General features: G+C 65.3%; 17 protein-coding genes. All 17 read right to left on the reverse strand.

Annotation, left to right across the window (positions count from 1 at the left end; translation table 11 throughout):
- Positions 1-24: 24 nt before the first annotated feature.
- The gene (gene nuoI, locus ACO05N_RS18050) at positions 25-510 is read right to left on the reverse strand and encodes an NADH-quinone oxidoreductase subunit NuoI (RefSeq protein WP_066663200.1); all 486 of its coding nucleotides are present in this window, start codon (positions 508-510) and stop codon (positions 25-27) included.
- Positions 507-1,562 carry an NADH-quinone oxidoreductase subunit NuoH gene (nuoH, locus tag ACO05N_RS18055; RefSeq protein WP_422058357.1) on the reverse strand — a complete coding sequence of 352 codons (1,056 nt, stop codon included), beginning with the start codon at positions 1,560-1,562 and terminating at the stop codon, positions 507-509. Before nuoH ends, nuoI begins: the two co-directional genes overlap by 4 nt.
- Positions 1,559-3,565: an NADH-quinone oxidoreductase subunit NuoG gene (nuoG, locus tag ACO05N_RS18060; protein ID WP_422058358.1), complete on the reverse strand. Its 2,007-nt coding sequence runs from the start codon at positions 3,563-3,565 to the stop codon at positions 1,559-1,561. The genes nuoH and nuoG overlap by 4 nt, the downstream gene beginning before the upstream one ends.
- 1 nt (position 3,566) lies before the next feature.
- A complete protein-coding gene (locus ACO05N_RS18065; RefSeq protein WP_422058359.1) occupies positions 3,567-4,163 on the reverse strand; it encodes a hypothetical protein in 597 nt (198 codons plus the stop codon).
- The gene (gene nuoF, locus ACO05N_RS18070; protein ID WP_422058360.1) at positions 4,160-5,464 is read right to left on the reverse strand and encodes an NADH-quinone oxidoreductase subunit NuoF; all 1,305 of its coding nucleotides are present in this window, start codon (positions 5,462-5,464) and stop codon (positions 4,160-4,162) included. Before nuoF ends, ACO05N_RS18065 begins: the two co-directional genes overlap by 4 nt.
- Position 5,465: 1 nt before the next feature.
- A complete protein-coding gene (locus tag ACO05N_RS18075; protein ID WP_156442874.1) occupies positions 5,466-5,636 on the reverse strand; it encodes a hypothetical protein in 171 nt (56 codons plus the stop codon).
- Positions 5,633-6,301, reverse strand: coding sequence for a complex I 24 kDa subunit family protein (locus tag ACO05N_RS18080; RefSeq protein ID WP_422058361.1), 669 nt, complete (start codon positions 6,299-6,301; stop codon positions 5,633-5,635). Before ACO05N_RS18080 ends, ACO05N_RS18075 begins: the two co-directional genes overlap by 4 nt.
- Positions 6,301-6,669 carry a nuclear transport factor 2 family protein gene (locus tag ACO05N_RS18085; protein ID WP_422058362.1) on the reverse strand — a complete coding sequence of 123 codons (369 nt, stop codon included), beginning with the start codon at positions 6,667-6,669 and terminating at the stop codon, positions 6,301-6,303. The genes ACO05N_RS18080 and ACO05N_RS18085 overlap by 1 nt, the downstream gene beginning before the upstream one ends.
- Complete coding sequence (locus ACO05N_RS18090) at positions 6,662-6,949, reverse strand: hypothetical protein (protein WP_422058363.1); 288 nt, start codon at positions 6,947-6,949, stop codon at positions 6,662-6,664. The genes ACO05N_RS18085 and ACO05N_RS18090 overlap by 8 nt, the downstream gene beginning before the upstream one ends.
- Complete coding sequence (locus tag ACO05N_RS18095) at positions 6,946-8,181, reverse strand: NADH-quinone oxidoreductase subunit D (protein WP_422058364.1); 1,236 nt, start codon at positions 8,179-8,181, stop codon at positions 6,946-6,948. The genes ACO05N_RS18090 and ACO05N_RS18095 overlap by 4 nt, the downstream gene beginning before the upstream one ends.
- Positions 8,181-9,116: an NADH-quinone oxidoreductase subunit C gene (locus ACO05N_RS18100; protein ID WP_422058365.1), complete on the reverse strand. Its 936-nt coding sequence runs from the start codon at positions 9,114-9,116 to the stop codon at positions 8,181-8,183. Before ACO05N_RS18100 ends, ACO05N_RS18095 begins: the two co-directional genes overlap by 1 nt.
- Positions 9,113-9,691, reverse strand: a complete 579-nt coding sequence (locus ACO05N_RS18105; RefSeq protein ID WP_422058366.1) for a NuoB/complex I 20 kDa subunit family protein — start codon at positions 9,689-9,691, stop codon at positions 9,113-9,115. The genes ACO05N_RS18100 and ACO05N_RS18105 overlap by 4 nt, the downstream gene beginning before the upstream one ends.
- 5 nt (positions 9,692-9,696) lie before the next feature.
- Positions 9,697-10,071: an NADH-quinone oxidoreductase subunit A gene (gene ndhC, locus ACO05N_RS18110; RefSeq protein WP_422058367.1), complete on the reverse strand. Its 375-nt coding sequence runs from the start codon at positions 10,069-10,071 to the stop codon at positions 9,697-9,699.
- 234 nt (positions 10,072-10,305) lie between these two features.
- Complete coding sequence (locus tag ACO05N_RS18115) at positions 10,306-11,121, reverse strand: inositol monophosphatase family protein (protein WP_422058368.1); 816 nt, start codon at positions 11,119-11,121, stop codon at positions 10,306-10,308.
- Between the two features lie 125 nt (positions 11,122-11,246).
- Positions 11,247-11,810: an elongation factor P gene (gene efp, locus ACO05N_RS18120; protein WP_300492876.1), complete on the reverse strand. Its 564-nt coding sequence runs from the start codon at positions 11,808-11,810 to the stop codon at positions 11,247-11,249.
- A 73-nt stretch (positions 11,811-11,883) separates the two neighbouring features.
- On the reverse strand, positions 11,884-12,474 hold the full coding sequence (locus ACO05N_RS18125) for a M23 family metallopeptidase (RefSeq protein ID WP_422058369.1): 591 nt from the start codon (positions 12,472-12,474) through the stop codon (positions 11,884-11,886).
- A 5-nt stretch (positions 12,475-12,479) separates the two neighbouring features.
- Positions 12,480-13,514, reverse strand: a complete 1,035-nt coding sequence (locus tag ACO05N_RS18130; protein WP_422058370.1) for a L,D-transpeptidase family protein — start codon at positions 13,512-13,514, stop codon at positions 12,480-12,482.
- Between the last annotated feature and the right edge of the window lie 4 nt (positions 13,515-13,518).

Consider the following 13,518-nt stretch of genomic DNA (forward strand, 5'->3'; position numbering starts at 1 on the left):
ATATGCCCCTTTGGTGCCGCGCGCTTAACGATAGGGTGCATCGGCGGCAAGGTTCGCGGCGATTGCGCGCTCCCAGCGGTCGCCGTTCGCGAGCAGCTTGTCCTTGTGATAGATCAGCTCCTCACGGGTTTCGGTCGCGAATTCGAAGTTCGGCCCCTCGACAATGGCGTCCACCGGGCATGCCTCCTGGCACAGGCCACAATAGATGCACTTGGTCATGTCGATGTCGTAGCGCGTGGTGCGGCGGCTGCCGTCGTCACGCGGTTCGGCCTCGATCGTGATCGCCAGCGCCGGGCACACCGCCTCGCACAGCTTGCACGCGATGCAGCGCTCTTCGCCGTTCGGATACCGGCGCAGCGCATGCTCGCCGCGAAAGCGGGGCGAGATCGGGTTCTTCTCGTACGGATAGTTGATCGTCGCCTTGGGCTTGAAGAAATACTTCAGCGTGAGGGCATGCGCCTTCACGAACTCCCACAGGGTGAACGAACGGACGAGTTGGGCGACGCTCATGCGGGAACTCCAACGCGGACCAGCATCAGATAGCCGGAGACTGCGAACACGAAAAACAGGGACAGCGGCAGGAATATCTTCCAGCCCAGGCGCATCAGCTGGTCGTAGCGGTAGCGCGGGACGGTCGCCTTGATCCACGAGAAGATGAAGAAGAAGACGAGGATCTTGATGAACAGCCAGATGATGCCCGGCACCGCATAGAGGATCGGGATGTCCAGCGGCGGCAGGTAACCGCCCCAGAACAGCACCGCGTTGAGCGTGCACATCAGGATGACGTTGGCGTACTCACCGAGCCAGTAGAGCGCGAACGCCATCGACGAATATTCGGTCTGGTACCCCGCGACCAGCTCGCTCTCCGCCTCGGTCAGATCGAACGGCGCGCGCGCGGTTTCGGCGAGGGCGGAGATCAGGAACACCACCGCCATCGGGAACAGTAGCGGGTTGAAGCCGAAGCCGTTGAAGATGCCCAGCACATGCCCCTGCTGCGCATTGACGATTCCCGACAGGTTGAACGTCCCCGCCCACAGCACCACCGCGATCAGCACGAAACCGATCGAGACTTCATAGCTGACCATCTGCGCCGCTGCGCGGATCGCCGAGTAGAAGGGATATTTGGAGTTTGACGCCCAGCCGGCGAGGATCACGCCATAGACGCCCAGCGACGACGCCGCGAGGATGTAGAGCAGGCCGACATTGATGTTCGCCAGCACCACGCCCGCCTGGAACGGGATCACCGCCCATACGATCAGCGCGACGGTGAATGTGATGATCGGCGCGAGCAGGAACAGCCCCTTGTTCGCGCTCGACGGGATGATGGTTTCCTGAAGGAAGACCTTCAAACCGTCCGCGAACGACTGGAGCAGGCCGAGCGGGCCGACGACGTTGGGACCACGGCGCAGCGCCATCGCCGCCCAGATCTTGCGATCGGCATAGATGATCATCGCGACGGCCAGCATCAGCGGCAGCGCGATCAGCAGGATGCCCGCGATCGTCGCGACGAACCACGCCCATTCGAAGGACATGCCGAGGGTGTTCTGGAAGAAAGCGGTCACTCTGCGGCCTCCGCGAAATCCTGGCCGTGGATCAGTTCGGCCGAGCAGCGCTGCATCGTCGGCGATGCGCGGCAGATGGCGTTCGTCAGGTAGAAGTCGGCGATCAGATACGCGACCTCCCCTTCCCCCTTGGCGTCGAGCGCGGGCGGGTTCCAGTCGAAGCTGGCGAGCCCTTCGCTGCCCAGCGCCGGCACTTCGGCGGCCATCGCCGCGCGCAGTTCGCCGAAGCTGTCGAACGGCAGCGTCTTGCCCATCACTTCGGACAGCGCGCGCAGGATCGTCCAGTCCTCACGCGCGTCGCCGGGGGCTGAAACCGCCTTCTCGCTGCGCTGGACCCGGCCTTCGAGGTTCACATAGGTGCCATGCTTTTCGGCATAGCTCGCGCCCGGCAGGATCACGTCCGCCGCATGCGCGCCCTTGTCGCCATGATGGCCGATATAGACGTTGAAGCTGTTGGCGAAGGCCGAGAAATCGACCTCGTCCGCGCCGAGGAAGAAGGTCAGCTTCGGCTCCGCCGCGACGATGTCGGCGATGCCGCCCTTCGACGCGAAGCCGAGCATCAGGCCGCCCATGCGGCTCGCCGCCATGTGCAGCACGTTGAAGCCGTTCCAGCCCTCACGCACGAGGTTCAGCGATTTGGCGAGCGCGAGCGCCGCGCCATGCCCGTTCTTGAGCGCCGCGCCGCCGACGATCACCATCGGGCGCGCCGCGTCCTTGAACGCATCCGCCGCCGCCTGGGGCAGCTTGCCGAGCAAGCCGAGGTCGTTGCCGAGCCAGGTCGTCTTGTAGGTCAGATCGACTTCCGGCCCGATCGCGAACACCTTGGCGCCGCGCTTGATCGCCTTGCGCACGCGGGTGTTCACCAACGGCGCTTCCCAGCGCAGGTTCGTGCCGACCAGCAGGATCACGTCCGCCGTCTCGACGCCCGCGATCGTGGTGTTGAAATTCACCGCCGACAGCGACGAGGTGTCATACGTCATGCCGGTCTGACGCCCTTCGAGCAGGGTCGAGCCGAACGACTGGACCAGCTTCTTGGCGGCAAAGATCGTCTCGCAATCGAGCAGGTCGCCATGGATCGCGGCGACCTTGTCCCCCGCGCCCTTCGCCGCGACGGCGATGGCGGCGAACGCCTCGTCCCATGTCGATTCAACCAGCTTGCCGTCCTTGCGGACATAGGGCTTGTCGAGCCGGCGGAAGCTGAGCCCATCGACATGGTGGCGCGTCTTGTCGTGCGCCCATTCCTCGTTCACGTCTTCGTTGATGCGCGGCAGGACGCGCAGCACGCCGCGCCCGCGGCTGTCGATGCGGATATTGGTGCCGACCGCGTCCATCACGTCGATCGCGAGGGTCTTCTTGAGCTCCCACGGACGCGCTTCGAACGCATAGGGCTTCGACGTGAGCGCGCCGACCGGGCACAGATCAACGACATTGCCCGACAGTTCGGACGTCACCGCCTGTTCGAGATAGCTAGTGATCTGCATGTTCTCGCCGCGATAGATCGCGCCGATCTCCTCCACGCCCGCAACCTCTTCGGCAAAGCGGACGCAGCGGGTGCACTGGATGCAGCGGGTCATCACCGTCTTGACGATGGGACCCATATATTTCTCGGTCACCGCACGCTTGTTTTCGGTGTAGCGGCTATGGCCGCGACCATAGGCGACCGACTGGTCCTGCAGGTCGCACTCGCCGCCCTGATCGCAGATCGGGCAATCGAGCGGGTGGTTGATCAGCAGGAACTCCATCACGCCTTCGCGCGCAGCCTTGACCATCGCGCTGTCGGTGCGGACGTCCTGATTGTCGGCGGCGGGCAGCGCGCACGACGCCTGCGGCTTGGGCGGCCCGGGCTTCACCTCGACCAGGCACATGCGGCAATTGCCCGCGATGCTCAGCCGCTCGTGATAGCAGAAACGCGGGATTTCCTTGCCCGCAGCCTCGCACGCCTGGAGCACGGTGGCGCCGGCGGGGACTTCGACTTCGATCCCGTCTACGGTCAATTTGGGCATATCAGCTTCTCGAATCCGCCGTGGCGGCGTGGATGCTGCGGAATGCGGCGGTCGCCAGCATCGCGCGCAGGCCATCGGTGGTGACGGTGACGGGGTTGTTCAGGCAACGCGACATGACCGGCGCGATCGCCTTGGCCGCCGCATCCTCTTCTGCGCTTGCAACGTCGCTGGCGAACAACGCGCCGACATCGTCGGGCACGGAGCGAACGACGCACACGGCCGCGCTGTCGGTCGGCGAATAGCTCGATGCCGCCGGGCGCGTCGCGGCCTTGGCGAGTGCGCGGTTCACCGGCGTGCCGTCACGCTCGATCAGGCGCTCGGCGATCGCTCCGGCCAGCAGCAAACGGCTTGCGCGCATGCGGGCCCAGCCACGCGAGCCGGCGCACAACCGGTTCGTTTCGACCAGCTGGTCCATCGCGCGGCGATAGCCCGGCGTGCGGAAATCGCTGGCCAGCGTCGCCGACGCCTTCGCCGTGCTCGCATCGGCGATGCATGCGCCAAAAGCCTGGATCGTGCGCAGCGCCTCGGGCGAGGAGCGTTGCGGCGCCGGTTGCGCCTGGACCGGTGCGAGCGCGAGGGCGAGTATCAGTCCGATCATTCTGCAGCCTCCTGCATCGGTTCCAGCCCGCCGCCCTGCTTCGCCAGGATGCGGCGCTCCATTTCGGGCCGGAAATGCTTGATCAGGCCCTGGATCGGCCATGCCGCCGCGTCGCCGAGCGCGCAGATGGTGTGGCCTTCGACCTGCTTGGTGACGTTGAACAGCGTATCGATCTCGCTGATGTCGGCGTCGCCGGTGCGCATCCGCTCCATCACGCGCCACATCCAGCCGGTGCCTTCGCGGCACGGGGTGCACTGGCCGCAGCTCTCATGCTTGTAGAAATAGCTGATGCGGCTGATCGCGGCGACGATGTCGGTTGACTTGTCCATCACGATCACGGCTGCCGTGCCAAGGCCCGAGCCAAGCGCGCGCAGGCCGTCGAAATCCATCGGCGCGTCCATGATCTCCGCCGCCGGGACCAAAGGCACCGACGAACCGCCCGGGATGACGGCGAGGAGGTTGTCCCAGCCGCCACGGATGCCGCCGCAATGCTTTTCGATCAGCTCGCGGAACGGGATCGACATGCTTTCCTCGACCACGCACGGCTTTTCGACGTGACCGCTGATCTGGAACAGCTTGGTGCCCTTGTTGTTCTCCCGGCCAAAGCTCGCGAACCATTCGGGGCTGCGACGCAGGATCGTCGGCGCAACCGCGATCGATTCCACATTGTTGACCGTGGTCGGGCAGCCATAAAGGCCGGCACCCGCCGGGAAGGGGGGCTTGAGGCGCGGCTGGCCCTTCTTGCCCTCCAGGCTCTCGATCATCGCGGTTTCTTCGCCGCAGATGTACGCGCCCGCGCCGCGGTGGCAGAAGACGTCGAAATCATAGCCCGACCCGCAGGCATTCTTGCCCAGCAGACCCTTGGCGTAGGCTTCCTCGATCGCCTTGAACAGCGTCTCGGCCTCGCGGATATATTCGCCGCGGATGTAGATATAGGCCGCGCGCGCGCGCATCGCGAAGCCCGCGACCAGCGCGCCTTCGAGCAGCAGATGCGGGTCGTGGCGGATGATCTCGCGGTCCTTGCACGAACCCGGTTCGGATTCGTCGGCATTGATGACCAGGAAGCTCGGCCGCTCCGGCGTCGGGTTCTTGGGCATGAAGCTCCACTTCATGCCGGTCGGGAACCCCGCCCCGCCGCGCCCGCGCAGGCCCGACGCCTTGATCTTTTCGATGATCGTGTCGGGGCCGAGTTCGAGCAGCTTCTTGGTATTGTCCCACGCGCCGCGCTTGATCGCAGCGTCGAGGGTCCACGGCTGATAGCCGTAGAGGTTGGTGAAGATCCGGTCCTTGTCCGCGAGCATGTTAACGCGGCCCCCCGATACGCTTGTTGTCCTTGACCGCGAGGTAGATCGCGACGCCCGCGCCGATGACGAGCAGCGGCACGAACAGCTTCGCAGCGAGTTTCAGCGCCCAGATCGCGACGACGATGCCACCGATGATGGCGAGGATCGTGAAGATCGTGTTCTTGCTCACCATTCGCTCCTGTAATCGTGGTTCTCGGACACCATCGCGGTCAGGCTGGTCGGGCCGCCCAGCGGTTCGACGGTGTGGCGACCGGGCTCCTGCGTCCCCGCCTTGGGCCACTTACCCTGCGCCAGCGCGTCGAGGATCGCGACGGTGCGGTCGTAGTTCAGATCCTCGAAATTATCGTCGTTGATCTGGACCATCGGCGCGGAGGCGCAATTGCCCATGCACTCGACCTCGGTCAGCGTGAACAGGCCGTCGGGCGTGGTCTTGCCCTTGGCCATGCCGCGGTTCTTGCACGCCGCGAACACCTCGTCCGATCCGCGCAGCCAGCACGGCGTCGTGCCGCACACCTGGACATGATATTTGCCGACCGGGTGCAGGTTGAACATGGTATAGAAGGTCGCGACCTCGAGTACGCGGATCACCGCCATGTCGAGTTCGCGCGCGACGAATTCGATCACCGGGATCGGCAGCCACCCTTGCGTATCCGTCTCCGCCCCGACCTGACGCTGCGCCAGGTCGAGATAGGGGATGGTGCAGCTCATCTGTCGCCCCTCGGGATAGCGCGCACGGATGGTCGCGGCCTTGGCGGCATTCTCCGGCGTCCAGGCGAAATTGCCCCAGCGTGCGCGGAGTTCCGGCGTGTCTTCGATTGCGTTTGCGTCAGCCATTAGCGGATGAACTCCACGCGGCTCACTCGGTCGCCGCTGAAGGTGTAGATGGACATGACCTCGAACTGCTCGCCATCGGGCGCGCGCGAGACCGTTTCGTGGAGCAGCACCGTCTCGCCCAACTCATAGCTGGCGAGGATGTCGGCGCGGTTATGCGGGAACTGGGCGAACATCGCCTTGAGCCCCGCGCGGACGCCTTCCTTGCCCTCACGCAGCACCGCACCGCGATAGCCCGCTTCACAGGCATCGTCGGTCATCAGCGCGACATAGGCGTCGGCATCCTGCGCGTTGTAATGCGCGATCATTTCGTGCGCGGTCGCGATGCGGGTGCTCACGGGCGCGTCGTGGAGGGTAAGGGTGTCAGCCATGATTAGACGCCCTCAAGCTCGCCAAGAACTCGGCCCGCGCTCGGACACGTCGAGTCCTTCGGACGCGAAAGAACAGCGCTACCCCGATTAAAACCAAGATCGACGGCGCCGCGCCGAGGATCATGCGCATCTGATCCGCAGAGCTGGCACCTTGGAAGCCGATCGCGATCACACTACCCACAACCGTCACGAGCATGAAAGCAGCAGCCCCGAAGCAAAACCGCTCCGACAGCGCGGTCGGAATACTTTGAGATGAGGGGTACTTCGCCTCAATGCTCACCGGTCACACTCCCCGAACACGATATCCATCGCGCCCAGAATCGCCGTGATGTCCGCCAGCATATGACCGCGCGACATGAAGTCCATCGCCTGCAAATGGCTGAATGCGGTCGGGCGGATTTTGCAGCGATAGGGTTTGTTCGACCCGTCGCTGACCATGTAGATGCCGAACTCGCCCTTGGGGCTTTCGGTCGCGACGTACACTTCGCCCGCGGGGACGTGGAAGCCCTCGGTATAGAGTTTGAAGTGATGGATCAGCGCTTCCATCGACTGCTTCATCTCGGCGCGCTTGGGCGGCACCACCTTGCGGTCGAGCGACGCGATCGGGCCGGAAGGCATCTCGTTGAGGCACTGCTTCATGATGCGCGCGGACTGGTACACTTCCTCGACGCGGACCATGAAGCGGTCATAGCAGTCGCCGCGCGTGCCGACCGGGATTTCGAAATCCATCCGGTCATACACGTCATAGGGCTGCGACTTGCGCAGATCCCACGGAATGCCGGCGGCGCGGATCATCGGGCCGGAAAAGCCCCATTTCACCGCGTCGTCGCGGTTGACGATCGCGATGTCGACATTGCGCTGCTTGAAGATGCGGTTTTCCGCGACCAGGCTGATCGCGTCGCCGAACAGCTGCGGCAGGCGGGTGTCGAGCCAGTCGCCGATGTCGGTCAGCAGCTTCAGCGGCACGTCCTGATGCACGCCGCCCGGGCGCAGATAGTTGTGGTGCATGCGCGCGCCGGACATGCGCTCAAAGAAGTTGAGGCAATCCTCGCGCAGCTCGAACATCCACAGGTTCGGCGTCATCGCGCCGACGTCCATCACGTGCGCGCCGAGGTTGAGCATGTGGTTGCAGATGCGCGTCAGCTCGGCGAAGAACACGCGCAAATATTGCGCGCGCACCGGCACTTCGAGGTCGAGCAGCTTTTCAACCGCGAGCACGAAGCTGTGCTCCATCGCCAGCGGCGAGCAATAATCCAGGCGGTCCATGTAGGGGAGCGCCTGGGTATAGGTCTTGTACTCGATCAGCTTTTCGGTGCCGCGATGCAGGAGGCCCACATGCGGGTCTATCCGCTCGATGATCTCGCCGTCCAGCTCGGTGACGAGGCGCAACACGCCGTGCGCCGCCGGGTGCTGCGGTCCGAAGTTGATCGTGTAATTGGCGATCGCGGTATCGCCGACGCTGGGGTCAGCGGCATCGGTGCGGCCGGCGATTTCGTCGAGATAGTCAGCCATTACGCTTCACCCTCCCCCTTGGCCTTGCGCGGTGCGCGCGGCTTGCGGGGCTTCTTGGCATCTTCCTGCGGCACGTCGGACTCGGCAGGAGCCGCACCCGCATGGGGCGAGGCCTTGCCGATGCCGGTATCCTCGGGACCGTCGCTGGTCTTGGGCTTGCGCACGCGCGCCTTGACCGGCTTCACCGAATCGTCGGCTTCCTTGACCTGCTCGGCGGTCGCCGGGGTCGGCGCGCCCTTTGCCTCGGGGGCGGCGGCGGGCTTGTCCTCGACCTTCGCGGCGGGCGGCGGAGCCGGGGGTGCGGGCGGTGGCGGCGGCGCGACGTACTTCTCGTCGCCCGGCAGCACGTACTGCGCGCCTTCCCACGGGCTCATGAAATCGAAATTGCGGAAGTCCTGCGCCAGCTGCACCGGCTCATAGACCACGCGCTTGTCGGCTTCGGAGTAGCGCAGCTCGACGAATCCGGAGAGCGGGAAGTCCTTGCGCTGCGGATGGCCGCGGAAACCATAGTCGGTCAGGATGCGGCGGAGGTCGCTATTCCCCTCGAACAGCACGCCGTACATGTCGTAGACTTCGCGCTCGAGCCAGCCGGCGACCGGCCAGATCGCGGTCACCGACGGCACCGGCTGAACCTCATCCGTCGTCACGCGGACGCGGATGCGGTGGTTGCGGGTGTAGCTGAGCAGCATGTAGCAGACATCGAACCGCTCGGCCCGCTCGGGGTAATCAACCCCGGCGATTTCCATCAGCGCCTGATACTGCAGCGCCGCGCCGTCGCGCAGCGCGATCATCGCTTCGGGCAGGCGCGCGCGATCAACGGTCAGATTGACCTCACCGACCAGATCGGTCGCCTCGACCAGCATATCGCCCAATGCAGCCTGCGCCGCCGCGATCACGCCGTCATTGGCGGCATATTTGGGAGCCGGGGCCTTCACCGCGTCACCGTGCCGATCCGGCGGATCTTACGCTGAAGCTGCATTACGCCGTACAGCAGCGCCTCGGCAGTCGGAGGGCAGCCGGGGACATAGATGTCGACCGGCACGATCCGGTCGCAACCCCGCACGACGCTGTAGCTGTAATGGTAATAGCCGCCACCATTGGCGCAGCTGCCCATCGAGATGACGTATTTCGGCTCCGACATCTGGTCGTACACGCGGCGCAGCGCCGGGGCCATCTTGTTGCAGAGCGTGCCGGCGACGATCATCACGTCCGACTGGCGCGGGGACGCGCGCGGGGCGGCGCCGAACCGCTCCATGTCATAGCGCGGCATGTTGACGTGGATCATCTCGACCGCGCAGCAGGCCAGGCCAAAGGTCATCCACCACAGCGAGCCGGTACGTGCCCACTGGAACAGTTCCTCGGTCGAGGTGACCAGGAAACCCTTGTCGTTCAGCTCGCCATTCAGGTCATTGAAGAACGACTGATCGGGCTGCACCACCGCGCCGCCGGCCGCCGTCTGACTGACAAGGGGCTGCCCCTGCGCATTGAGGATCGGAGAAGTCGTATTCATCTGGCTCATTCCCAATCCAGCGCGCCGACCTTCCACGCATAGGCCAGGCCCAGCGCGAGTTCGGCGATGAAGATCATCATGCTGATCCACGCGGCCCAGCCCAGGTCGAACACCGTGACCGCCCAGGGGAACAGGAACGCCGCTTCCAGATCGAAGATGATGAAGAGGATCGCGACGAGGTAGAAGCGCACGTCGAACTGGCTGCGCGAATCCTCGAACGCGGGGAAGCCGCACTCATATTCGGTGAGCTTCTCGGGCGTCGGCTGATGCGCGCCGGTGAAGCGGGCTGCGATCATGGGCAGGAAGACAAAGGCGCTCGACAGCACCAGGGCCACCCCCAGGAACAACAGGATCGGCAGGTATTCGGACAGGTCGACCAAGACGGCCCTCGCAATTGCGGAATCTTGGGGTCGCTTTAGGCCGATGGCAGGGGGGCATCAAGGGCGGAAACCGGTGAGAATCACTCGCAAGTAGCAAGCGCGGAGCGGGTAAAGCGCAATGCGCCCCTCCCGCTTGCGGGAGGGGCCGGGGGAGGGCTTGCCACAAGCGCTATCGAGGAGGGCAGTCCCTCCCCTATCCCCTCCCGCAAGCGGGAGGGGGATTTGGCCCAAGCCTTAGCGCAGCGACCCGGCGAGCAGCTTGTGCAGCTTCGAATGGATCGCGTCGGTTGCGGCGAGGATCTCGCCCTTGGCGTGCGCATTGTCGGTGCCGCGGAAATCGGTGACGAAGCCGCCCGCTTCCTTGACCAGCAGGATGCCCGCTGCCGTGTCCCACGGTTTGAGGCCGCTTTCCCAGAAGCCGTCATAGCGGCCGGCGGCGACCCAGGCGAGGTCGAGCGCGGCCGATCCGAAGCGGCGGATGCCGGCGACTTCGGGCGCGACCGCGCCGAAAATGCGGCTCCACTCGGCGAAATTGCCATGGCCCAGGAACGGGATGCCGGTGGCGATCAGCGCATCGGCGAGATCGCGGCGTGACGAAACGCGCAGCCGCTGGTCCTGCAACCATGCGCCGCGGCCCTTTTCGGCCCAGAAGCTCTCATCGGTCAGCGGCTGATAGACATAGCCGTGGGTGATCTCGGGCTTGCCCTGCGGCCCGTGCGGATCCTCGACCGCGATCGACATGCAGAAATGCGGGATGCCGTGAAGAAAGTTGGTGGTGCCGTCGAGCGGATCGATGATCCAGCGCGGCTTGTCGGGATCGCCCGCGATCTGCCCACGCTCCTCGACCAGGAAGCCCCAGTCGGGCCGCGCCTTGCGCAGCTCCTCGATCAGCGTATCCTCGGCGCGCTTGTCCGCCATCGACACGAAATCCGCCGGCCCCTTGCGGCTGACCTGCAGCTGCTGGACTTCGTTGAAGTCGCGACGCAGCCGGGGTCCGGCCTTGCGGGCAGCACGCTCGATAACGGTGATGAGGCCGGAATGGGAAACCATTACTTCTTCTCCCCCCTCCCGCATGCGGGAGGGGTTGGGGGAGGGCCTGTCAGCAATCAGCGGAGGGTCGTGAGGCCACGGACACGCCCTCCCCTAGCCCCTCCCGCGAGCGGGAGGGGAACCGGTCAATCCGCCCGGCGGACGTAGGTCTGCTCGTAGACATCGACGACGATGCGCGTGCCACTGGCGATGTGCGGCGGGACCATGATGCGCACGCCATTGTCGAGGATCGCGGGCTTGTACGACGACGATGCCGTCTGGCCCTTCACCACCGCGTCGGCCTCGACGATCGTCGCTTCGATCGTGTCGGGCAGCTGGACGCTGATCGCCTCGTCCTCATACAGTTCCATCACGACGTCCATGCCGTCCTGCAGGAATGCGGCCGCGTCGCCGAGCAGGTCGCGCGGCAGCGTGGTCTGGTCGTAGGTTTCCTTGTCCATGAACACGAGCGAGTCGCCTTCCGGGTACAGGAACTGGAAATCCTTGGTGTCGAGGCGGATACGCTCGACCGTCTCGGCGGAGCGGAAACGGACGTTGTTCTTGCGGCCGTCGCGGAGATTCTTCATCTCCACCTGCATATAGGCGCCGCCCTTGCCCGGCTGGGTGTGCTGGATTTTCACCGCGCGCCAGATGCCGTTTTCATATTCGATGATGTTGCCGGGACGGATGTCCACGCCGCTGATCTTCATGGGGATCGCCTATAGTGCTGAGAAAGACAAAGCCGTCGGGGTGTTCCCCAAAGGCCAAACAACGCCGCGGCCCTTAGCGATCTGCGCGCGATCCGGCAAGCAGGGGATAGGGGTCGATCGGAGTCCCCTGATGCCAACGCTCACCCGCGGTCATGCGGTTGACACCGAAATGCAGGTGAAAGTTGCCCGCGCCCGCATTGCCGGTGTCGCCGACATAGCCGAGCACATCCCCGGCCCGCAGCACCCTGCCCTCCGCGATCCCGGGCGCGTAACCCGCGAGATGGGCGTAATAATAGATCCACCCGCCATCGGCCGAGCGCTGGTAGAGCGTGATGCCCCCGCCCCCGTTCGAATAGAACAGCTTCTCCACCCGTCCATCCGCCGCTGCGACCACCGGGGTGTTGGCGGGGGCGATGATGTCGAGTCCCTCATGCGCCCGCGTGCCGCCGCCGCGCGCCTCGCCCCAGTTGCTGCGCAGGGTGTCGGCGCGCGCACCCTGCACCGGCACGATCAGCGGCCCGCGCTGCGGCGCCTGCGCCGCTTGTGAAGCAACTGGCGTGGGCTGCGCGCTGGCGGTGCTCGGCTCGACCACGCGGATCGTCGCGGCGAGGAACGCGATCAGCGCGGCCGCGCAGCCGCCCAGCACCCATAACGCGATCCGCATCCGCCTCATTCCTGGAAGATCACCGGCGTACCCGGCGACACCATCAGCGCCAGTCGCGCCGCGTCCCAATTGGTCAGGCGGATACAGCCATGGCTCTCGCTCCGCCCGATCAGGTGCGGTTCGGGCGTGCCATGGATACCATAATGCTCCTTGCTCAGGTCGATCCACACCACGCCGACCGGACTGTTCGGGCCGGGCGGGAGCAGCGCATCGGGCTTCTTGTCGCTGACGTCCCAGAACAGCTTCGGATTATAGTGGAAATCGGGGTTGGTCGCGACGCCATTGACCTTCCAGCTGCCGATCGGCAGCGGATCGCGCTTGCTCCCCGTGGTGACGTTGAACTGCGCGGCTAGCATGCCCTTCGCGTCGAACACCCGCAGCACCTTATCCGACTTGTCGACGATGATCCGATTCGCCTTGGGCTGGACCGCGTTGACGTTGAGATCCGTGAGTGTGCGCCGCCATTCCGGCTTGATATCGGCGGGATAGTCACGCGATGCGGGGATTGCGTTGGGCACTTCGACCGGCACACCGGGCGCGAGGCGGGTGTCGGGGCTGTTGAGTTCGATCAGCACCTGCGGCGTCGTGTGGAACATCTCGGCGAGCTTCTCGAGTGCGCTGCGATAGCCCATCGTCTTCAGCTTTGCCTGCGCCTGCGGATCGCGCGGCCACGGGCGCACGAACGGCCCGGCCAGCATCTCGGGCGTCAGGCGGACGATCCGCGTCGGGCGTATCGCGCGGTGCTGGTGCAGCGCCTGCAGCGTGCGGGCATCGGTCTTGCCGGTGACGGGGATCTGGCGCGTGATCTGAAACCCCTTGAGCGCTGCGGTAAGCCCCTGGCCCTCACGCCCGTCGAGCGGACCGGGCGGAAAGCCAAGCTGGTCGAGGATCGCCTGAACGTGCAGGATGTCGCGGCTCAGCGCGGGCTTTGCCGGAGCCGCCTTCTGCGCCGGCTCATTTTGCGCCTGGACTGCCACGGCGCCACCCGACGCCATCGCCACCGCCGCGATCAATCCTGCAACACCCTTACGCACACCCATTCTC

Source organism: Sphingomonas sp., assembly GCF_965227385.1.
Lineage (GTDB): Bacteria > Pseudomonadota > Alphaproteobacteria > Sphingomonadales > Sphingomonadaceae > Sphingomonas.

Excerpts from the sequence above, each read along its gene's own strand:
- nuoI (WP_066663200.1), bottom strand. The coding sequence starts at position 510 with ATGAGCGTCGCCCAACTCGTCCGTTCGTTCACCCTGTGGGAGTTCGTG.
- nuoG (WP_422058358.1), bottom strand. The coding sequence starts at position 3,565 with ATGCCCAAATTGACCGTAGACGGGATCGAAGTCGAAGTCCCCGCCGGC.
- ACO05N_RS18065 (WP_422058359.1), bottom strand. The coding sequence starts at position 4,163 with ATGATCGGACTGATACTCGCCCTCGCGCTCGCACCGGTCCAGGCGCAA.
- nuoF (WP_422058360.1), bottom strand. The coding sequence starts at position 5,464 with ATGCTCGCGGACAAGGACCGGATCTTCACCAACCTCTACGGCTATCAG.
- ACO05N_RS18080 (WP_422058361.1), bottom strand. The coding sequence starts at position 6,301 with ATGGCTGACGCAAACGCAATCGAAGACACGCCGGAACTCCGCGCACGC.
- ACO05N_RS18085 (WP_422058362.1), bottom strand. The coding sequence starts at position 6,669 with ATGGCTGACACCCTTACCCTCCACGACGCGCCCGTGAGCACCCGCATC.
- ACO05N_RS18095 (WP_422058364.1), bottom strand. The coding sequence starts at position 8,181 with ATGGCTGACTATCTCGACGAAATCGCCGGCCGCACCGATGCCGCTGAC.
- ACO05N_RS18105 (WP_422058366.1), bottom strand. The coding sequence starts at position 9,691 with ATGAATACGACTTCTCCGATCCTCAATGCGCAGGGGCAGCCCCTTGTC.
- ACO05N_RS18115 (WP_422058368.1), bottom strand. The coding sequence starts at position 11,121 with ATGGTTTCCCATTCCGGCCTCATCACCGTTATCGAGCGTGCTGCCCGC.
- efp (WP_300492876.1), bottom strand. The coding sequence starts at position 11,810 with ATGAAGATCAGCGGCGTGGACATCCGTCCCGGCAACATCATCGAATAT.
- ACO05N_RS18125 (WP_422058369.1), bottom strand. The coding sequence starts at position 12,474 with ATGCGGATCGCGTTATGGGTGCTGGGCGGCTGCGCGGCCGCGCTGATC.
- ACO05N_RS18130 (WP_422058370.1), bottom strand. The coding sequence starts at position 13,514 with ATGGGTGTGCGTAAGGGTGTTGCAGGATTGATCGCGGCGGTGGCGATG.